At 71.7% G+C, this 20,512-nt stretch carries 16 protein-coding genes; 6 read left to right on the top strand and 10 right to left on the bottom strand.

The annotated features are described in order from the left end of the window. Positions 1-49 precede the first annotated feature (49 nt). On the top strand, positions 50-1,276 hold the full coding sequence (locus OHA88_RS36465; RefSeq protein ID WP_328628633.1) for an MFS transporter: 1,227 nt from the start codon (positions 50-52) through the stop codon (positions 1,274-1,276). Positions 1,277-1,325: 49 nt separating this feature from the next. On the opposite strand, the gene OHA88_RS36460 is transcribed toward OHA88_RS36465, so the two are convergent. Then, positions 1,326-2,621: an alginate lyase family protein gene (locus OHA88_RS36460; RefSeq protein ID WP_328628632.1), complete on the bottom strand. Its 1,296-nt coding sequence runs from the start codon at positions 2,619-2,621 to the stop codon at positions 1,326-1,328. Positions 2,622-2,887: 266 nt separating this feature from the next. Between OHA88_RS36460 and OHA88_RS36455 the strand changes: the two genes are divergently transcribed. Together OHA88_RS36455 and OHA88_RS36450 are read left to right on the top strand one after the other, a co-directional pair. Continuing rightward, positions 2,888-4,279 carry a uracil-xanthine permease family protein gene (locus tag OHA88_RS36455; protein WP_328628631.1) on the top strand — a complete coding sequence of 464 codons (1,392 nt, stop codon included), beginning with the start codon at positions 2,888-2,890 and terminating at the stop codon, positions 4,277-4,279. Positions 4,280-4,498: 219 nt separating this feature from the next. Further along, on the top strand, positions 4,499-5,218 hold the full coding sequence (locus OHA88_RS36450) for a DUF5995 family protein (protein ID WP_383919355.1): 720 nt from the start codon (positions 4,499-4,501) through the stop codon (positions 5,216-5,218). Positions 5,219-5,354: 136 nt separating this feature from the next. Here OHA88_RS36450 and OHA88_RS36445 read toward each other — a convergent pair whose 3' ends face one another. From OHA88_RS36445 to OHA88_RS36435, 3 genes are all read right to left on the bottom strand, one after another. Then, complete coding sequence (locus tag OHA88_RS36445; protein WP_328628630.1) at positions 5,355-7,061, bottom strand: flavin monoamine oxidase family protein; 1,707 nt, start codon at positions 7,059-7,061, stop codon at positions 5,355-5,357. 48 nt (positions 7,062-7,109) lie between these two features. Continuing rightward, complete coding sequence (locus OHA88_RS36440) at positions 7,110-7,907, bottom strand: carbon-nitrogen hydrolase family protein (RefSeq protein WP_328628629.1); 798 nt, start codon at positions 7,905-7,907, stop codon at positions 7,110-7,112. Between the two features lie 253 nt (positions 7,908-8,160). Beyond that, the gene (locus OHA88_RS36435; RefSeq protein WP_267006233.1) at positions 8,161-8,616 is read right to left on the bottom strand and encodes an Lrp/AsnC family transcriptional regulator; all 456 of its coding nucleotides are present in this window, start codon (positions 8,614-8,616) and stop codon (positions 8,161-8,163) included. 157 nt (positions 8,617-8,773) lie between these two features. On the opposite strand from OHA88_RS36435, the gene OHA88_RS36430 reads away from it, so the two are divergent. Next, positions 8,774-9,769, top strand: coding sequence for a GDSL-type esterase/lipase family protein (locus tag OHA88_RS36430; RefSeq protein ID WP_328628628.1), 996 nt, complete (start codon positions 8,774-8,776; stop codon positions 9,767-9,769). Positions 9,770-9,863: 94 nt separating this feature from the next. Here the strand turns inward: OHA88_RS36430 and OHA88_RS36425 are convergent, their stop codons facing one another. Next, complete coding sequence (locus OHA88_RS36425) at positions 9,864-11,330, bottom strand: GuaB1 family IMP dehydrogenase-related protein (protein ID WP_328628627.1); 1,467 nt, start codon at positions 11,328-11,330, stop codon at positions 9,864-9,866. Positions 11,331-11,635: 305 nt separating this feature from the next. Between OHA88_RS36425 and OHA88_RS36420 the strand changes: the two genes are divergently transcribed. Next, the gene (locus tag OHA88_RS36420) at positions 11,636-12,658 is read left to right on the top strand and encodes a terpene synthase family protein (protein WP_328628626.1); all 1,023 of its coding nucleotides are present in this window, start codon (positions 11,636-11,638) and stop codon (positions 12,656-12,658) included. A 105-nt stretch (positions 12,659-12,763) separates the two neighbouring features. Here the strand turns inward: OHA88_RS36420 and OHA88_RS36415 are convergent, their stop codons facing one another. The 4 genes from OHA88_RS36415 to fmt all read right to left on the bottom strand — a co-directional run bounded on the left by OHA88_RS36415 (position 12,764) and on the right by fmt (position 17,473). Next, a complete protein-coding gene (locus tag OHA88_RS36415; RefSeq protein ID WP_267008164.1) occupies positions 12,764-13,780 on the bottom strand; it encodes a sugar-binding transcriptional regulator in 1,017 nt (338 codons plus the stop codon). Between the two features lie 175 nt (positions 13,781-13,955). Continuing rightward, on the bottom strand, positions 13,956-14,639 hold the full coding sequence (gene rpe, locus OHA88_RS36410; protein WP_030918954.1) for a ribulose-phosphate 3-epimerase: 684 nt from the start codon (positions 14,637-14,639) through the stop codon (positions 13,956-13,958). A gap of 322 nt (positions 14,640-14,961) precedes the next feature. Further along, positions 14,962-16,395, bottom strand: coding sequence for an RsmB/NOP family class I SAM-dependent RNA methyltransferase (locus OHA88_RS36405; protein WP_328628625.1), 1,434 nt, complete (start codon positions 16,393-16,395; stop codon positions 14,962-14,964). 145 nt (positions 16,396-16,540) lie between these two features. Continuing rightward, on the bottom strand, positions 16,541-17,473 hold the full coding sequence (gene fmt, locus OHA88_RS36400; protein WP_328628624.1) for a methionyl-tRNA formyltransferase: 933 nt from the start codon (positions 17,471-17,473) through the stop codon (positions 16,541-16,543). Between the two features lie 227 nt (positions 17,474-17,700). Between fmt and OHA88_RS36395 the strand changes: the two genes are divergently transcribed. Beyond that, positions 17,701-18,252 carry a hypothetical protein gene (locus tag OHA88_RS36395; RefSeq protein WP_328628623.1) on the top strand — a complete coding sequence of 184 codons (552 nt, stop codon included), beginning with the start codon at positions 17,701-17,703 and terminating at the stop codon, positions 18,250-18,252. 70 nt (positions 18,253-18,322) lie between these two features. Here OHA88_RS36395 and OHA88_RS36390 read toward each other — a convergent pair whose 3' ends face one another. Further along, a complete protein-coding gene (locus OHA88_RS36390; protein ID WP_328628622.1) occupies positions 18,323-20,467 on the bottom strand; it encodes a primosomal protein N' in 2,145 nt (714 codons plus the stop codon). Positions 20,468-20,512: the final 45 nt, after the last annotated feature.

The following is a 20,512-nucleotide window of genomic DNA, read 5'->3' as shown; positions in this document are numbered from 1 at the left end:
GCGCGGGGGTCGACCGCGACAGAGAATTCCCAGGGGAGGGCACGGCGGCATGACGACGGAATCCACAGAGACGGTCTTCGGCACGGAGCAGGTGAGGCGGGCCAGGTTCGCGATCGCCGCGGTCTTCACCGTGCACGGCGCGGTGACCGGCAGCTTCGCCACGCGCGTGCCCTGGATCCAGGACCACGCCGGGGTCAGTGCGGGGCAGTTGGGCATCGCCCTGGCCTTCCCGGCGATCGGTGCCTCGCTCGCCATGCCGCTGGCCGGTGCGATCAGCCATCGCCTCGGCGCCAGAACCGCACTGCGCGGACTGCTGGCCCTGTGGACGCTTGCGCTGACGCTGCCCTCGCTGGCACCGAACCTGCTGACGCTGTGCGCGGCGCTCTTCGTGTTCGGGGCGTCGGCCGGCATGTCGGACGTGGCCATGAACGCCCTCGGCGTCGAGGTGGAGAACCGTCTCGACAAGTCGATCATGTCCGGGCTGCACGGCATGTGGAGCGTGGGTGCCCTGATCGGTTCGGCGGCGGGCACCGTGGCCGCCCACATCGGCGCCGACGCCCGGCTGCACCACGTCCTCGCCGCTCTCGTGCTCACCGTGCTCGGCCTGGTCGCCTGCCGGCACGTACTGGATCTGCGCAGCGAGCCGGACGAGGAGCCGCCACCGCGGTTCACCCTGCCGCCCAGGTCGGCGCTGGTCATCGGCGCGGTGGGGTTCTGCGCGGTGTTCGCCGAGGGAGCCAGCCTGGACTGGTCGGCGGTCTACCTGCGGGACATCATGGACAGCTCCGCCGGGCTCGCGGCCGCATCCACGACGGCGTTCGCACTGACGATGGCGGTGGCCCGGATCGCCGGGGACAAGGTCGTCGACCGGTTCGGTGCGGTCAGGACCGTGCGGGTGGGCGGAGTGCTGGCAACCGTCGGGGGTGTGCTGGTGGTCGTCGCGCCGGGCGCGGTTCCGGCCATGTGCGGTTTCGGGCTGCTGGGCCTCGGTGTCGCCGTGGTCGTCCCGCTCGCGTTCGCGGCGGCGGGACGCAGCGGGCCGAACCCGAGCCAGGCGATCGCGGGCGTCGCCACGATCACGTACACCTCCGGGCTGATCGCCCCGTCGGCGATCGGTTCGCTGGCCGAGGCGACCTCGCTGGTCGTGTCGTTCGGCCTGGTGACGGTGTTGGCGTTCGGTCTGGTGCTGGGGGCCGGGGTGCTGCGGGCGGGTGACCGCCAGGTCGCGGCGAAGGCGGTCGGCGTACCGGAGGCGGCGGCCGAGCCCCGGGCCTGAGGGCTCGTTCCGCGGGCGGGGCTCCGGGGGGAGTCCCGCCCGCGGACGTTCAGCCGGCGATCGAGTCGAGCTGTTCCGCTGCCGGCCGCAGCGCCCAGAGGTCGCCGCCGGGCGGCGTCTCCAGTTGCGGCACGGCGGCCTGCGCCTGCCGGTCACCGGCGTCGGCGGCAGCGTGCACGATGTCACTGGCCGCGTACCGGTAGAACTCGAGCTCGGGGTGCGGCCAGGGGGCCGCCCCGGTCGCGGCAGGCAGCAGATAGTCGACCGCCTTGAACAGGCTCTGTCCCTGCGGCCCTTGGTAGGCCCAGAGGTCCACACCGACCTGCTTGCCGATCGCGGCGAGCCGCGTGTAGGCGACCAGGTCGAAGGTCGAGTAGTGCCAGCTGCGGGTGCGCGCCAGCTCCTGCGGCTGGGTGCCGTCGGCGGCGATCTGCGGGTCGATCCGCAGCGCACGCGCGTCGAGGACGACCTTGCGGGCGAGGTCCTTGTCACCGGTGGCGAGGGCGAGGCCGGCGATCTGCATGTCCTGGAAGGTGCCGTGGTTGTTCTGGGCGGCCGATTCCTGCTTGCCGAAGTCCGAGTCGACCAGCCAGTCCAGGAAGGAGGCGTTCCAGGCCCGCATGCCGGTCCGGTCGCTCTTCGACCAGCCGGGCGCACCCGTGTCGAGGAGGGCGATGGCGTCCAGGACCGAGGTGTACTGCTGGGAGAAGTCGATGATGCCGATGGCCCGGCCGTCGTACTTGCAGGGGATGAACTGCCCGTGGTTCAGGTTGGGGTTCATGCGGGTCGCGGGGTCGAGGAACCAGGTGCGCAGGATGTCCGAGGCGTGCTCGGCGTACTGCTTCCGGCCCGTGTAGTACCAGGCGAGGCTGAGCGTGGTGACCGAGTTGAAGACCTTGCCGATGTCGGGGCGGTCGGTGCCGGTGTCGACCTCGGGGTTGCGTTCGCCGTCGCGCTGGACGTACGGACAGCCCCACGGGTTCTCCGCGGTCTTCGGCTGGGAGGGCCACCAGTACGGGGCCTGGCTCAGGTAGTCGTGCGGGTCCCCGCTCGGTGCGGGTTTCGGCTTGTCGACGACCGTCCAGGGGCCCTGGTCCAGCCAGCTGTCCGCCTTCACGGTCAGCGCGTCGACGGCCGTGCGCAGAGCCCGGTCGCCGTGGTCGAGTCGTAGCTTGGTCTGCTGAATGCGGTGGCCGTCGATGACCACGGTCCTCGGCACCCGGGGCGGCGGGCGGTGGCCGTGGGCGGTGGCGGCTGCGGAGGAGGCGGCCGGCACCAGGACGGCGGTCAGGGCAACGACGGTGGTGAGCAGGGCTCCGAGACGCCGACGAGGTCTTTCGCTCATCGAGCACTCCCCTCATGAATCAGATATCTGAATGATGTTCACGAGCACGACCGTGTGAGCGTAGAGCCGCCTGTTCGGAGTGACAATGCTTCGCGCACGATTCATGGATGGGACCCTCGGGCAGGGCTCGCGCAGCGGAACCCGGACACGGGTCGACGCCGCTCCGGCATTACCATGGCGCTGATCTTCTCCGCGGTGGCGCCGGGCCGTACGAACACGGCACCGGGCACCGCACGGACCCACACACGGACACACAGGGAGCGACCATGGGCGGCCTCGGCGTGCGCTGGACCTTGCACGGCGACGGAAAGACCCCCGCACCGGGGGCCGTGGTCCGGCCCGATGAGCGGCTCTCCTGGCCCCGTACGTTCGGGCTCGGCGCCCAGCACGTGGTTGCGATGTTCGGCGCTTCGTTCGTCGCCCCGGTGCTCATGGGGCTGGACCCGAACCTCGCGATCATGATGTCCGGTGTCGCGACGGCCATCTTCCTGCTCGCCACGCGCGGCCGGGTGCCCAGCTATCTCGGCTGTTCGCTCTCCTTCGTGGGCGTGGCCGCGACGATCCGGGCGAGCGGCGGGGACAGTGCCGTCGTCACCGGGGCGGTCTTCGTCGTCGGCGTGGCGCTCTTCCTCGCGGGTCTCGCGGTACAGCGCTTCGGGGCCCGGATCATCCACGCGGCGATGCCGCCCGTGGTCACCGGCGCCGTCGTCATGCTCATCGGCTTCAACCTGGCGCCGGTCACCGCGTCGACGTACTGGCCGCAGGACCAGTGGACCGCGCTGCTGGTCATGCTCTTCACCGGTATGGCCGTGGTGTGCCTGCGCGGATTCTTCTCGCGCATCGCGATCTTCCTCGGTCTGGTCTTCGGCTATGCGCTGTCCTGGGTGCTGGACCGGGTCTTCGGAAAGATCCATTCACCGACGGGCGGCGCCGAGGCGGCCGACCACTGGCGGCTCGACCTGTCGGGGGTCTCCAAGGCCGACTGGATCGGACTGCCGTCCTTCCACGCCCCGAGCTTCGAATGGTCGGCGATCCTGGTCGCACTGCCGGTGGTGATCGCGCTGATCGCGGAGAACGCGGGGCACGTCAAGGCCGTGGGCGAGATGACCGGTGACTCGCTCGACGACAAGCTCGGCACCGCCATCGCGGCGGACGGCGCAGCCTCCATGCTCTCCACCGCCGTGGGTGGCCCGCCCAACACCACGTACTCCGAGAACATCGGCGTCATGGCCGCGACCCGCGTCTACTCCACCGCCGCGTACTGGGCCGCCGCCTGCTTCGCCCTGCTGTTCGGGCTCTGCCCCAAGTTCGGCGCGATCGTCGCCGCGATCCCGGGCGGGGTCCTCGGCGGCATCACCGTCATCCTGTACGGGATGATCGGCCTGCTGGGCGCCCAGATCTGGATGAGCGGCAACGTCGACCTCCGCAACCCGCTGAATCTGGTGCCGGCCGCCGCGGGCATCATCATCGGTGTCGGCGGGGTCAGCCTGAAGATCACCGACGACTTCGAGCTGAGCGGGATCGCGCTCGGCACCATCGTCGTGATCACCGGCTACCACGTGCTGCGGGCCTTCGCCCCGGCCCATCTGAAGCCGCAGGAGCCGCTGCTGGACGCGGGCACGTCCACGTACGACGACACGAAGCCGCCTACGCAGTAGCCCCTTCCGGGAGGAAGCGAACACACCGTGCCCGAACTCGTGGCCCAGGGAATCGGTGACCCGACGCCTTCGGCCTGACCGCGCACCGCCGCGCTCACCGGTCCGGAACGACCCGGGGCGGGCCTCCGGGGCACCGATGGCTCTGCCCTCGTTCCCCCGTTCCGATGAACCCACGGCCCGTCGGCGCCACGGCGGACCCACGGCTGGGACGCTGCCCCCATGTCGCAGTTCAAGCAGATGGAGCAGTTCGCGGGCCGGGCCGGTCCCGTCGCCGCGCCGCCCGATGTCACCTCGGTGCTCGGGCGGATGCGTGACCTTCAGTCCTCCTGGCCGCCGGTGGACGGGGTGGCGGTCTTCAACCGGGTCTATCTGACGGTCACCGAGACCGTCGACCGGCAGATCACCGAAGGCGCGTTCCCCGACCGGGTGGCCGCGGCCGCCCTGGACGTGCAGTTCGCGGAGCGCTATCTCGCGGCCGTCGACGCAGCGTCGGCGGGTCACCGGCCGCCCGACTGCTGGCGCCCGCTGTTCCAGTACCGGCACCATCCCGGTGTACGGCCGCTGCAGTTCGCGATGGCGGGGATCAACGCACACATCGGCCACGATCTGGCGCTCGCCGTCGTGGACACCTGCCGCACGCTCCACTGCGCACCACCGGACCTGCAGGAGGAGTTCGACCAGGTGGGCGACCTCCTCGCGATGCTGGAGGAGCAGATCCGCGAGGATCTGATGCCGGGTCCCGATCTGCTGGAGGTCGCGGATCCGCTGACCCATCTGCTGGGGTCATGGAGTCTGGACCGGGCCCGCGAGGCGGCGTGGTCGGCGGCCCGGGTGCTGTGGCGGCTGCGTGATCTCCCGGTGCTCGCCGAGGAGTTCCGGCAGCGGATGGACGCGGGTGCGGGTCTGGTGGGGCGCTGTCTGCTCACCCCGTGCCGCTGACCGCACACCTCTGCGAAGGCGCCCGCACCGCGGCGGCGGCGCATCCGGTACGCCATCCGTCGCCCGGTACCGGAGCCCGGGCCGGGGCCGGGGCCGGGGCCGGCAGCGCAGCGTCTGCCGGCCCGCGTAACGCCGGTCAGTCCTCCGGGAGTTCGACCGGGGCGATGTCGTCGAAGACGTCACCGGGGCCGGGGTTCGTCGCATCCGTGGCGCCGCCGAACTGGTTCATCACACCCCAGACGGCGTTGAGCGCGGTCTGCACGGCGCCCTCGGCCCATCCGGCCGTCCAGGAGATGTCGTCGCCCGCGAGGAAGAGTCCGCGCTTGTCGGCGGGCAGCCGGTCCTGCATGAAGTGGGTGAACAGCCGCCGCTGATAGCGGTAGTGGCCCGGCAGGTTGGCCTTGAACGCGCCCATGAAGTAGGGCTCGTTCTCCCAGGAGACCGTCACCGGGTTGCCGATGATGTGCTTCCTGATGTCGACGTCCGGGTAGATCTCGCCGAGCGACTTCAGCATGACCTCCATGCGCTCGTTCGGGGAGAGCGGCAGCCACTTCAGGCTGTCGTCGCACCACGTGTACGAGAGGCAGATGACGGCCGGCTTGTCGGGCCCGTCGTCGAGGAGGTAGGTACCCCGGGTCATCCGGTCGGTGAGCGTCATCGACATGACGTCCCGGCCCGTGGGAACCCCCCTGTCGTCGACGGCCTTGTCCAGCCAGAACGGCCGGTCGACCGGAACGAACAGCTTCGACGACTCCATGTAGTGGGTGCGCTCCATCGCCGTCCAGTGGTCGATGGGGAACAGCGCGTCGTCGCAGTCGATCTTGGAGAGCAGCAGCCAGGACTGGCCGGTGAAGATCGCCGCCCGGAAGGTGCGGATGTCGCCGGTCGCGTCGGTGACGGTGATCCGGTTCCCGGCGGTGCGGTGCAGCCGGGTCACGGCGGGGCGGGGCTCACCGTCGTGCAGCGAGGACAGCGACGTGCCGAGCGGCCAGTGCACGATCTTCTGCGGCTCGCGCTCCCAGAGCCGCAGCGGGAGCTGCTGGCTGCCGCCGACGATGCCGCGGTGATGGTCGTCCGCCTCGGTGTAGACGACCCGCAGGATCTCCAGGATGGAGTTGGGGAAGTCGGTGTCCCAGCCGCCGGTACCGAAGCCGACCTGACCGAAGATCTCGCGGTGCCGGAACGACTTGAAGGCGTCGGAGGCGCAGAGGAAGCCGTAGAAGGTCTGGTTGTCGAGCTTCTCGACGAGCTTCGCCCAGATCTCCCGGATGCGCGGGACGTCGCGCTCGCGCATCGCCCGGTTCATGTCGGAGAAGTCGGCGCCCTCCTCCAGACAGGCGTTCCAGGCGTCCATCACATCGCGGTAGACCTGCGGCAGATCGGCGATGGTCTCCGCGTAGTGCGACTCGCCCTTGAGGTCGACGACGGTCGACGGGGTGGCGGGGGACAGCGGGTTGGGGAACGGCTCGGTCCGCAGGCCCACCAGGTCGATGTAGTGCTGCAGCGCCGTGGACGACGGCGGGAAGCGCATCGCGCCCATCTCGGCGGTCAGCGAGGGGTCGCAGCCGTCGAAACCGACGGTACGCAGCCGCCCGCCGATCTGGTCCGCCTCGTAGACGACGGGCTTGAGGCCCATCTTCATGAGTTCGTACGCGGCCACGATGCCGGAGAGCCCGCCGCCGATGACGGCGACCTCGGTGCCGTGCTCGGTCGCCGGTATCTGGCCGAGCCCCGCGGGGTGGGCCAGGAAGTCGTCGTACGCGTACGGGAAGTCCGGCCCGAACATGGTGATCGGCGGCTGCGCGTCGGTGTGCTGGACGGCGTTGGGCACCGTGGACGTCATGGGGTACGGACTCCTTGCACGGGAAAGAGGAAGCGGGAGGGCGTGGGCTCAGACGAGGGAGCCGTACAGACCGGGGCGGCGGTCGTGCAGATACGGGTTGGCGGCGCGGGACGCGGTCAGGAACTCCGGGTCCACATCGCCGACGACAAGCTCCTCGCCGCGTCCGGCCCGGGTGCGGACGGTGCCGTCGGGGCCGGCCAGGCAGCTCAGCCCGACGAACTCGAACTCGCCTTCCGGACCTGTCCTGTTGACGTACGCGACATACATCTGGCTCTCGAAGGCACGGACCGGTACGACGGACTCCGCGACGAACTGGAAGGGGTGCATCTGCGCGGTCGGCACCAGCAGCAGGTCGGTGGCGGCGAGCGCGTGCGCCCGTACGTTCTCCGGGAACTCGACGTCGTAACAGATCATGATCCCGATGCGTACGCCGTCCACCTCGGCCTGGACGACGGGCTGCTCACCGGGGGTGAACCACTGCTGCTCGAAGCAGCCGAACAGGTGGGTCTTGCGGTAGTTGGCGAGCCGGGTGCCGTCCGGGCCGATCAGCTGCGCCGCGTTGAAGATCAGCTCGTCCGCGCGCTCCGGGTAGCCGTACAGGACCGCGAGCCCGTGCCGCACGGCGATGTCGGCGACGGCCCGTGCGGAGGTGCCGTCGGCGGGCTCGGCCAGCCGGGGCACGTCGTCGCCGATGGCGTATCCGGTGAGGAACAGTTCGGGGCAGACCAGCAGCCGGGCCCCGGCCGCTGCCGCGCGGCCGGCGGCCTCGTCGAGCACCTTGATGTTCTCGGCCACCGAGCCCGGACGTCCGGAGCTCTGGAGCAGGGCGGTGCGCAACGGCGGCATGGCAGACCTCGGGCGGTGCGGGCTTAGCGGGGACGTATAGACGGTACGGGCCGGGATTCCGGCCGGACAAGGCGCGAGCGTTGCGCGCCGACCGTCGATCCATTGCGCGATCCACCGCTGCGGCGGTGATTCGTTGCGTGGAGTGTCGTTGCAGGTCAGAGGGGTGATATCGGTCTCGTCGAGGACCACCTGCCCAGGTGTGTGTCCGCGGCCCCGACAGGACGCGCCGGAGAGCCGTCGCCCGCCTGTGTGATCAGCCCGGAGTCCCCGAGGAGTACCGCCGCAGCAGCGGCGACAAGACCAGCACCGACTTGGTGCGCTCCACATAGGGCTCGCCCGCGATCCGCTCCAGCACCTGCTCGAAGTGGCGCATGTCTGCGGCGAAGACCTGGACGATCGCGTCGGCCTCCCCGGTGACCGTGGATGCCGACGCGATCTCCGGATAGCGCGCCAGACCGGTCTTGATCGCCTCCGGGGAGGTGTTGCGGCTGCAGTAGATCTCGATGAATCCCTCGGTCTCCCAGCCGAGCGCCGCCGGGTCCACCCGCACGGTGAAGCCGGTGATGGCCCCTTCCGCGCGCAACCGGTCGACGCGGCGCTTCACCGCGGGCGCGGAGAGGCCGATGATCGCGCCGATGTCGGCGTAGGAGCGGCGGGCGTCCTCGGCAAGGGCGTGGACGATGCGTTCGTCGAGATCGTTCAGTCGCACTTCAGGTGGATCACTTCTCTGCGATGGGTGTTCGGGGACGGCGGCACACCGTGCCGCACCCGAAGTAGAACACGCGGTGACGGACGGGGCCGTACGGACGTCGGGGCGACGCAGCGGGGTAAGGGTGCAGTGCGCACCCCTACCGAACGGAGACCCGATGACCTGGCTCGACCCCGACCTCTTTCTGCGCGGTGTGGCCTGGCGGGACGGTGTGCGTACGGTGCGGGCCGACCCGGCCGATCTGGCGCGACTGCCGTGGGACACCGGGGCGCGGGCGCTGCTGCCCATCGGGGTACGGCTGGAGTTCCTGGCACCGGGTGCGCGTGCGGTGGAGATCCGCTACCGCGCCGCGGTGCCCGACCCGGCGGACGCGCTGCACGACCTCGCCCACGTGTTCGCGCTCTGGCAGGGCGACCGGTGCGTGGCGGAGATCTTCACGGAGCCCGCCGAGGAGGCGGTCGCCGTGCTCGAACTCCCGCCCGGGGAAGGCCCGTTCACCGTCCATCCGCCGCAGGGACAGTCCCCCCTGATCCTCGGCGTGCGGGCGGTGGGCGGCACGCTGCTGCCCGCGCCGGAGCAGCCGCGGTGGGTGGTGCACGGCGACTCGATCACCGAGGGCTGGTGGTCCACGCGCCCCGCTCACGCGTGGCCCGCGGTGGCCGGCCGCGAGCTCGGGCTGGACCCGGTCAATCTGGGGTACGCGGGGGCGGCGCGCGGGGAGCTGTGCGTCGCCGAGCAGATCGCGGCGCTCCCGGCCGACGTACTGACGCTGGCGTTCGGTACGAACTGCTGGTCACGAGTGCCGTTCTCGGCACCGCTGCTGTACGAGACGGTGCGCGCGTTCATCACACTGGTGCGCGCGGGCCACCCCGGGACACCGCTGCTGCTCGTCTCACCGCTCCTGTGCCCGGACGCCGAGGACACCCCGAATGCCTTGGGGGCCACTCTGCGCGAGCTGCGGACGGCGATGGAGGAGGCCGGTGCCGACCTCGTCCGCGCGGGCGACTCCCGGCTGTCCGTGCTGCCGGGACGCGATGTCCTCGGGCCGGAACATCTGGCGGACGGCCTGCACCCCCACGACGCCGGCCACGCCCGTCTGGCGGCGGCCGTCACGGAGGCGCTCGCCCCGTACGTATCCGCGCCGGCCTGCTGAGCGGCGTTCTCCCCCACCGACGGAAGAAGTCCGGGCCGCGTCGGCGGCCCGGACTTCTTCCTCGTTGCCTACCGGCGCTGCCGGGAGCGCGTGACTAGCTCCAGCTGGCGTGCAGCGCCTGGCCCTCGGCGTAACCGGCGGCGCTCTGCACACCGACGACCGCCTTCTCGGCGAACTCCTCCAGGGACGCCGCACCTGCGTACGTGCACGAGGAGCGGACGCCCGCGATGATCGAGTCGATCAGGTCCTCGACGCCGGGGCGCGCCGGGTCCAGGAACATCCGCGAGGTGGAGATGCCCTCCTCGAAGAGCGCCTTGCGGGCGCGGTCGTACGCCGACTCGTCCGACGTGCGGTTCTTCACGGCGCGCGCGGACGCCATGCCGAAGGACTCCTTGTAGTAGCGCCCGTCGGCGGACTGCTGGAGGTCGCCGGGCGACTCGTACGTACCGGCGAACCAGGAGCCGATCATCACGTTGGACGCGCCCGCGGCGAGCGCCATGGCGACATCGCGCGGGTGGCGGACGCCGCCGTCCGCCCAGACGTGCTTGCCGTACTTCTTCGCCTCGGCGGCGCACTCCAGCACTGCGGAGAACTGGGGCCGGCCGACGCCGGTCATCATCCGGGTGGTGCACATGGCGCCGGGGCCGACACCGACCTTGATGATGTCCGCGCCGGCCTCGATGAGGTCGCGCACGCCCTCGGCGGCGACGATGTTGCCGGCCACGATCGGCACCTGCGGGTCGAGCGCACGGACCGCGCGGACCGCGCTGATCATGGACTCCTGGTGACCGTGCGCGGTGTCCACGACGAGGGTGTCGACGCCTGCGTCGAGGAGCTGCTTGGCCTTGCCCGCGACATCGCCGTTGATCCCGACGGCAGCGGCGATCCGCAGCTTGCCGTCGGCGTCGGTGGCCGGGGTGTAGAGGGTGGCGCGGAGCGCGGCCTTGCGGGTGAGGATGCCGACGAGCCGGCCGTCCGCGTCGACCGCGGGGGCGAGCTTGCGGTGGGCGCCGTCGAGCTTGTTGAACGCGTCGCGCGGATCGATGTCCGCGTCGAGCAGCACCAGGTCCTTGGACATGACCTCGGAGAGCTGGGTGAAGCGGTCGACACCGGTCAGGTCGTGGTCGGTGACGACGCCGACGGGCCGCTGCTCCTCGTCGACGACGACGCCGGCGCCGTGCGCGCGCTTCGGCAGCAGGGACAGGGCGTCGGCGACGGTCTGTCCCGGGGTCAGCACGATCGGCGTGTCGAGCACGAGATGGCGCGTCTTCACCCAGGAGATGACGTCGGTGACGACGTCGATCGGGATGTCCTGGGGGATGACGACCAGCCCGCCGCGGCGGGCCATCGTTTCGGCCATCCGGCGGCCCGCGATCGCCGTCATGTTGGCGACGACGAGCGGGATGGTGGTGCCGGTGCCGTCCGGCGAGGAGAGGTCGACCCCCTGGCGGGAACCGACCGCTGAGCGGCCCGGAACCATGAAGACGTCGTCGTACGTGAGGTCGTACGGGACCGAGGGGGACTCTGTGTAGCGACCGGTGCCGGGCTCAAGAAAACGCATAAGGCTCATTTTTTCATACGGAACCGCGCAGGTCGCTGCCCTGAAGACACAGCAAACGGCTCCCGCGTTCGTACGTTCCTACAAGGGCCGCGTGCGGGAGTCACGGGCAAGTGGAACCTGCCTTACCCACAGACACTACCCGAACAGCTTTCAACCATTCACGATCATCTTCCCTGGACCTGGTGACAAGGGGTCAGGTAGCTTCAAACGCGCAGGTCCCGCGGGTCGCAACCAAGTCCCGAGGAACAGGCGGAAAGGCCCCAACTTCCGTCACACGTACGACCGGAGAGGATCCAGACCCGCCCGTGGAGAACGAACTGCCGGACATCTACTGCCCGTTCCCCCAGCAGACGAACCCGCACGTCGCGAACACGCGTGCGCACCTCGACAGCTGGACGCGCAGCACCGGTCTGGTACACCGGGATTCAGCCAGGGAACGCTTCGAGCAAGCCGACTTCGGCGCGTTCGTCGGCATGGTGTATCCGACCGCGAACGCCGAGAATCTCGATCTCGTCGCCGACTGGTTCGTCTGGCTGTTTCTCGTCGACGACCAGCTCGACGACGGCCATCTCGGCCGCAGCCCGGACCGGGTTCGCGACGTGGTGTCGCTGATGCGCGCCGTGGTCCAGGGGACCGGCGCCGGCCCGCTGCCGGACGAGGAGCTCCCGGCCGCGGTGGTCGCCCTGGCCGACCTGTGGGAACGGACGACGCCGAACGCGGCCGCGCACTGGCTGCGACGGTTCGCCTGGCACCTGATCACGTACCTCACCACGGCCACCACCTGGGAGGCGGGGAACCGGGCGAAGGGTGTCGTGCCGTCCGAGGAGACGTACATCGCCAAGCGGCGGCACACCGGCGCCATACATGTCTGCATGGACCTGATAGAGATCGTGGCCGGTATCGAGGCACCCGAGTCGATCCACAACGACCCACGGTTCATCGTCGCGCTCGAAGCCTCGTGCAATGTCGTGTGCTGGGCCAATGACGTGTACTCGTACGAGAAGGAACAGGTCCTCGGCGAGATCCACAACCTCGTCCACCTGGTCCGGCACCATCGCGGATACGGCAAGCAGCAGGCTCTGGAGCACGTCTGCGCGGAGATCGCCAGGGAGACGGAGCGCTTCCTGGCTGCCGAGGCCGAGCTGGTGACGGCCTACCCGCTGCTTTCCGGGATGCTCGTCCCGTACCTGAACGGCATGCGGAGCTGGATGCGCGGCAATCTGGACTGGTCACGGCAGACGCCGCGCTACAACCCCGCGGACGTCAGCCAGTACAAGGAGCCGCAGCAGTACCTGGAGCCAACGGTCCTGGGCCTACGGCAGGACTGACCCCGCAGCGCATCGCATCGGCTGCCGGACGGGGCGTGGAGCCCGTCCGGCGGCCGGGGCGCGGTGGCCGCCGGGCGGCCCGTCCGGAACGCCGCCCGGTCCCGCTCAGACCCCGTCCGGGTCGGCCCGCTCCAGTGCGGGCCGCCGCGGCGCCGCGGACTCCGTCAGCAGATATTCGGCGGCTGATGTGTCCGTCACCAGGCTGGTGACCAGACCGGACCGCAGGACCGCCCCGATCGCCGCCGCCTTGCGCTGGCCGCCCGCGATCGCCACAACCTCGGGGATCCGCCGCAGCCGGTCCGCCTCGACGGTGATGCACCGCTCGCCCAGGTCGCGGCCGACCCGGCGCCCCTCCGTGTCGAAGAGGTGTGCGGACATCTCGGCCGCGACGCCGAGCGACGCGTAGTGCTCCCGCTCCTCGTCGGTCAGCATGTCGTGGACGGTGGAGATACCCGGCTCCCAGGAGCCGATGGAGACCGCGGCGACCGTCACCTTGTCGAAGTACTCGAAGGCGCGGGCGATGCCGGTCTGGTGACGCAGCGCGGCGGCCGTGGCCGGGTCGGGCAGCAGCATCGGCGCATAGATCGGGTGGGCCTCGCCACCGGAGACCTGGGCGGCCCGCCGGACCGCCTCGACCGAACCGCGCTCGGCGGTCCCCGCGTCGTACACCCCGGTGAGCTGCACGACCGTGCACGGCGGCAGCCGGTCGAGGGCCGCCGCCATGTGGATGGTGGACCGGCCCCAGGCCAGGCCCAGGACATCGCCTTCGTTCACCAGTTCGCCGAGAAGATCGGCCGCGACCTCGCCCAGGTTCTCCGGGTCCGGGGCGTCGTCCTGCTCCTCTGCGGGAGACTCGACGACGACCGCGTGCCGCAGCCCGTAGCGGGCCCGCAGCGCGTCGGAACGCTCCGCGTCCAGCTCTGCGGGGACCCGGATCTCGATCCGTACGAGGTCACGCTCGAGCGCCGTCTCCAGGACCCGGGCCACCTTGAAGCGGCTGACGCCGAACTCCTCGGCGATCTGGATCTTCGACTTTCCCTCGAGGTAGAAGCGGCGGGCCATGGCCGCCGCCTGCACCAGCTCCGCGGGCCCCATCCGCAGGGCGGACCGTCCCGCCGACATAGCAGACACCGCGATCTCCTCACTGCTGTTCACACGCTCGATACGCCGTTCATCCTGTCAGATCCGGCGATCCTTGATCGGTCCCGTCGGACCGCGTTCATCTGCCCTTGGCCGGGCCGACCGGCAACCGGGGCCCGACCGGGCTGCGTCGTCACTGCCGACGTCGCCGCCGGCTTCAGTGGTTGCACGCCCAGGCCGCCGAAGCGATCGTCCCGTCCGCCTTGGCACGCAGGGCGCGTACCGCCTCGGCCGGGTCCTGGGCCCCGTACACCGCGGAACCGGCGACAAAGACGTCCGCACCGGCCTCGGCGCACCGCTCGATGGTGGACTCCGAGACCCCGCCGTCGACCTGGAGCCACAGCTCCAGACCGTGCTTGGAGATCAGCTCACGGGTACGGCGGATCTTCGGCAGCATGATGTCCAGGAAGGCCTGGCCGCCGAAGCCCGGCTCCACCGTCATGATCAACAGCATGTCGAGCTCGGGGAGCAGGTCCTCGTACGGCTCGATGGGCGTCGCGGGCTTCAGCGCCATGGAGGCGCGGGCGCCCTTGGCCCGGATCTCCCGCGCCAGCCGCACCGGCGCTGCCGCGGCCTCCGCATGGAAGGTGACCGAGCCGGCCCCCGCCTCGACGTACTGCGGCGCCCAGCGGTCCGGGTCGTCGATCATCAGATGGCAGTCCAGCGGAGTGTCCGTGGCCCGGCTGAGCGATTCCACGATGGGCACGCCGAGGGTCAGGTTGGGCACAAAGTGGTTGTCCATGACATCGACATGGAGCCAGTCGGCGCCTTCGACGGCCTTCGCCTCCTCGGCGAGGCGAGCGAAGTCGGCGGACAGGATGCTCGGGTTGATCTGGGCCATGTGCCAAGCCTGCCATGTTCCGCGGCACTTCCCCGCCCGAGTGCGGGCCAAAGCCTCACGGGATCATTACAGTTCGCGAAATCCAGGGGTTTCGGCTGCCCGATCCGGGCGATTCGGCCCGCGTCGGGCCGATCGGCAGCGGTACAGGCCTTGCGGCGGTGACCTTCCCCCGGACCGCACACCGCGGGGGCGAGGGTTTCGTTACGCAATTTCGTTACGCGTGGGTCCGGACACTCGGCTGCGGGCGCTCGGGACGTACATTCCGCCACCGGCCGCACGCGGCACAGGTCACCGCACCGCGTGAGGCCGGCGGTACCGGGCCCTACGCGGTACGCCGCAGCAGAGCCAGATACATCGCGTCCGTGCCGTGCAGGTGCGGCCACAGCTGGACGTCGGGTCCGTCGCCCAGCGCGGGCACACCGGGCATCAGCGGGCGCGCGTCCACCCACTCCGCCTCGACCGGCTGGCCGCCGCGCCCCTTCAGCACGTCCTCGACGACCACTCGGGTCTCCGCGAGATGCGGCGAGCAGGTCGCGTAACCGACGACGCCACCGACCCGCACGGCCTTCAATGCCTCCCGCAGCAGGCCCCGTTGCAGCGGCGCGAAGCTCTCCAGGTCCTCCGCGCGGCGGCGCCAGCGGGACTCCGGGCGACGGCGCAGCGCGCCGAGGCCGGAGCACGGGACGTCCATCAGGACCCGGTCGAAGCTGTCGGGCTGCCACGGCGGGCGGGTGCCGTCGGCGGTGATGACCTGGTACGGGCCGGGGTTGCCGGCCAGCGCGCGCTCGACGAGCCGGGCCCGGTGCGGCTGCTTCTCGGCGGCGAGGAGGGCAGCGCCGCGTTCGGCGGCGAGGGCGGCGAGCAGCGCGGCCTTGCCGCCCGGCCCGGCGCAGCCGTCGAGCCACCGGGTGTCGCTGCCGTCCACCGGCGCGTTGGCGAGGGCCGTGGCCACCAGCTGGCTGCCCTCGTCCTGGACTCCGGCACGGCCTTCCTGCACGGCGGCCAGGGCGCCCGGCTCGCCGCCCTCGGCCATCCGTACGGCATACGGCGACCAGCGGCCGGGCAGCCCGTTCTCGTCGCCGAGGGCCGTGAACAGCTCATCGGTGGTGGAACGGCCGGGGCGGGCGACGAGGGTGACCTCGGGCCGTTCGTTGTCGGCTTCGAGGAGATCCTCGATCCCGGCGCGGCCGCCGCCCAGCGCGTCCCAGAGGGCCGAGACGATCCACCGCGGGTGCGAGTGCACGACGGCGAGGTGGTCCTCGGCATCCTCGTCGTACGACGGGGCGACGCGCGCCACCCAGCCGTCGAGGTCGTCCGCGGCGACCTTCCGCAGCACGGCGTTGACGAACTTCGCCCGTCCCTCGCCGAGCACCACCCGGGCCAGCTCCACACTGGCGGAGACCGCGGCGTGGGTGGGGATACGCGTGCCGAGCAGCTGGTGGACGCCCATGTTCAGCACGTCGAGGACCGGCGGGTCGACCTCGCGCAGCGGCCGGTCGATGCAGGACGCGACGATCGCGTCGTACGTGCCCTGGCGCCGCAGCGTCCCGTAGACCAGCTCGGTCGCCAGCGCCGCGTCCCTGGCGTCGAAGTCACCCTTGGCGCGTGCCTTCTTCAGCAGCGGGGGCAGGACGAGGTTGGCGTACGCATCGCGTTCGTCGACAGCCCTGAGCGCTTCGAAGGCGAGGAACCGGACCGGGTCCTTCTGAGGCCGGCGATGCGGCTTGGCGGGACGGCGACGCTGCTGGTCGTTCACGTGAAAGGTGCTCCGCTGATGGTGAGGGGGCGAACCCTCCCAGCCTACGTCGCCGTCGGATCAAGCCCGTCCGGCGATCGAGGACAGGACAGGCCACCGGACGGTCCTGTCCCGCGTCCCCGCCGGACATGCCGCCGGACAGGGCTCAGACCCCGATCAGCTCCCCCGGGGCGATCCGCACCCCGCGCGCCCAGTCCGCGGCCCGCATCGGCTTCTTGCCCTGCGGCTGGACCCAGAGCAGCTCGACGGCGTGCGATCCGGTGCCGACGTACACATTGTTCTTGGACGCGGACAGCTCGCCGGGCGCCAGGTCGGCGCGGTCCAGGACGGGCACGGCCTGGATCAGCTTGAGGCGTTCCCCCCGGAAGAGCGTCCATGCCCCGGGGGCGGGGGTGCAGCCGCGCACCACCCGGTCGACCCGCAGCGCGGGCGCCGACCACTGCACCTGGGCGTCCTCGACGGTGATCTTCGGTGCGAGGGTGACGCCCTCCTCCGGCTGCGGCACGGCGTGCAGGGTGCCGTCCTCGATACCGTCCATGGTCGCGGCGAGCAGCCCGGCGCCGGCAAAGGCGAGCCGGGTGAGCAGATCGCCGCTGGTGTCGGTGGGCCGTACCTCCTCGGTGAGCACGCCGTACACCGGTCCGGAGTCGAGTCCCTCCTCGATCAGGAAGGTCGAGGCACCGGTGACCTCGTCCCCGGCCATCACCGCGTGCTGCACGGGGGCCGCGCCGCGCCAGGCCGGGAGCAGCGAGAAGTGCAGATTGACCCAGCCGCGGGCAGGAATGTCGAGCGCGGTCTTGGGCAGCAGCGCCCCGTAGGCGACGACCGGGCAGCAGTCCGGGGCGATCTCCCGCAGCCGCGCGAGGAAGTCCTCGTCGCGAGGCCGGGCGGGCTTCAGCACCTCGATCCCGGCTTCCTCGGCGCGCTCCGCGACGGGGCTGGCGACCAGTCGACGGCCGCGTCCGGCGGGAGCGTCGGGGCGGGTGACGACGGCGGCCACTTCGTGCCGGCCGGCGGAGATCAGGGCGTCCAGGGCGGGTACGGCTACCTCGGGGGTGCCTGCGAAGACGAGCTTCATGGGTGGCTGACTGCCTCTCAGGCCGAAACGTACGGTGACGAGCAACGCACCAGTCTAGGCGGCAACCGACCGGGGGCGTACGCACGACCGTGCGCCCCGCGCATATGCGCGTACGCCCCTGAAGCGTGACCACAGCCCCGGGTGACGCGTTGGTCAAGAGAGATTGACCGAAGCGGGCCGCCAGGTGCGGTCCGACCCCTTTCAACGCCGGTTCGAGAGGCTTCTTCATGGCCGACCACGCAACCCACGACGCCCAAGCGCGGGCCAGCCTGCATCTGTTGGTGCGGGACATCGAGCGGGTCCGGCGGCAGGTGGACGCACTGCGCACGCTCACGGCCCAACTGGGCAACGTCTACCGTCCGCGCCGCTCCGGCCCGTCCACGGGCTTCGTCGTCTACGGCAGGGCCCCGGCCCCCACCGTCAGGCTGGCCCAGGAACTGCGGGACAGCGTCGAAACCCTGGTGACGGCGGCAGTGGACTTCGACCGCTCGCTGGGCTTCTCCTGGGACGCGGTGGGCTCCGCACTCGGAGTCACCAAGCAGGCGGTCCACCGCCGCTACGGCGCCCGCCGGAACCCGCAGCCGGGGGCCGTGGAGGTGGAGGTGGCCGCGGAGACCGCGGGGACGCGTCCGCTGCCCGTGACGCCCGGGTCCGGCACGTCGTCGGTACTGCCCGCCGTACCTACGGCCCGCTCGATGCCTCCCCAGCCCTCGGCGGACCGCCCGTCCCTGCGCGAGGACCTGCGCCCCGGCGCCTTCCCCGGCCCGCGCAACGGCTGACCGAACCCCCTCTGCCCCGCCGTGCCCGAAGCGCGGAGGGGCAGTCGTATGTGGCTCGGCGCACGTCCGGTCAGCCGATGTCCGGGGGATCGATCCTGATCCGTACCGGATCGCCGTTCCCCCGGGCCATCCGCGCCGCCTGCGCCGTCTTCAGAGCGGCGGCAAGTGCGGCGCCGCTGCCCGGCGGCACCCGGAGCAGTGCCCGCTCCCAGCTCTCCCCCACCGGCGCGTCCCACGGTCTGCGCGGTCTGCCGGGTTCGGTGCGCGGCACCGGGACCGGGCCGAGTACCTCCGCCTCCGGCGGCAGTTCCGCGGCGGCGAGGAAGGCGGCGAGAGCCTCCGGCGGGCCGGTCACCGAGGCCATCCGGGACACCGGCGGGAAGCCCAGCTCGGCTCGTTCCGCCAGTTCGCGGCGGGCGTGGCCGACCGGGTCCCAGCGCACCAGTGCCTGGACCGGCCGCAGCGTCGGTTCGGCGACGATCACCACCGTGCCGCCTTCCTGCTGCCCCCGTACCAGTGAGGCCGCGGCGGTCCAGCGGCGCAGCGCCTCCTCGCCGGCCCTCAGGTCGGGGCGGCCGACCATCGCCCAGCCGTCGAGCAGCAGCGCGGCCGCGTAGCCGCCCTCGGCGACAGGCTCGGCTCCGGGGGTGCTGACCACCAGCGCGGGCACATCGGGGACGGAATCGAGGATGTGGTCGCGCCCTGATGTGCGCACCGGCACGGCGGGAAACGCCCGGCCGAGCTCCTCTGCGGTCCGCCGGGCGCCGACGATCCGGGCCCGCAGCCGGTTGGCGCCGCACGCGACGCAGTGCCAGGCGGTTTCGGCCCGGCCGCACCAGGCGCAGTTGAGATCCTGCTGGTCCGGTGCCTCCAGCGGTCCCGCGCAGTGACGGCACCGGGCCGGCTCGCGGCAGCGCTCGCAGGCCAGCCGGGGTGCGTACCCACGACGCGGCACCTGCACCAGCACCGGCCCGCTGCGCAGCCCGTCCCGCACGGTCTGCCAGGCGAGGCTGGGCAGCCGCGCCGCCCGGGCCGCCCCGTCCCGCGCCAGCTCGCCGTCGCCGACGGTACGGATCAGCGGCGCCGCGATCCGCAGCTGTTCCCGGTCCGCACGCAGCGGCAGCGCCCAGCCGCTCTCCACCAGCTGGGCGGCCTCCACCGTGCAGTTCGTCCCGCCGAGCAGGAACGCGCACCGGCCGTGCGCCGCCCGCAGCTCCAGGACCTCCCGGACATGCGGGAACGGGGCGTTGTCGTCGCTGTGGCTGGAGTCGCCGTCGTCCCACACGGCGACCAGACCCAGATCCGCGACCGGTGCGAACATGGCGGCCCGCGTCCCGACCACCGCGCGCACGGATCCGCGCCGCACGGCGAGCCACTCCCGGTACCGCTTCTCGGGCCCGGAGTCGGCGGTCAGCAGCGCATGGCGGCCCGCCCCCAGCACCTCCGTGAGCGCGGCGTCCACCCGCCCGGCACTGCGCCCGTCCGGTACGACGACGAGCGCACCCCGCCCGGAGGCGAGGGTCGCGGCGACCGCCCTGGCGATCTCCAGCGGCCAGTGCGGGCCCGGCAGCGCGGTCCATACGGCCCGGGGCGCCCCGCCCTCGGCCAGCGCCCGCAGGAACGCGGGCCCCTGCTCGTACCGCTCCCAGCTCCCGGCCGACGGCGCCGGAGGCGGCGGCAGCGGTTCCGGCGACGGCTTGGACTCGGCCCGTCCGTTCCTGGGCGGCACGGCGAGCTGCAGCACATCGGCGAGACTGCCTGCGTACCGGTCGGCCACGGCACGGGACAGGGCGAGGAGCTCGGGTCCGAGCACCGGCTCGGGCGATACGACATAGGCGAGCGCGGCGAGCGCCCCCGGGTAGTCCGACTCGGCACGCCGTTCGATGAGGAACCCGTCGATCAGCCCGCCGCCCTCACGGCGCCCGCCGCGGACATTGCGCCCCCCGGCCCCGAACCTCACCCGCACCCGCACACCGGGCTGCGCCTCGGCGTCGAGCTCCTCCGGCACGGCGTAGTCGAAGTACTGGTCGAGGTGGAGCACGCCCTTGTTGACCATCACCCGGGCGACGGGCAGCTCCTTGGCGAGTGCGGCCCCCCGCCAGGTCCGCGGCTTGGCCCGCGGCACGTTCGCCTTCCGTACGGTCTCCCGAATGAGCGCAAGCTGCTCCGGCGCCCCACCCTCGGGGTCCACGGAATGCTCGTTGTCGCTGCTCACAGCCAAATTCCTACCAGACACCACTGACAGCGGCCCCTGCCCAGG

This window comes from Streptomyces sp. NBC_00353 (assembly GCF_036108815.1).
GTDB lineage: Bacteria > Actinomycetota > Actinomycetes > Streptomycetales > Streptomycetaceae > Streptomyces.
The sequence above is the reverse complement of the archived record's forward strand: the minus strand, read 5'-3'. Positions and strand labels throughout refer to the sequence as shown.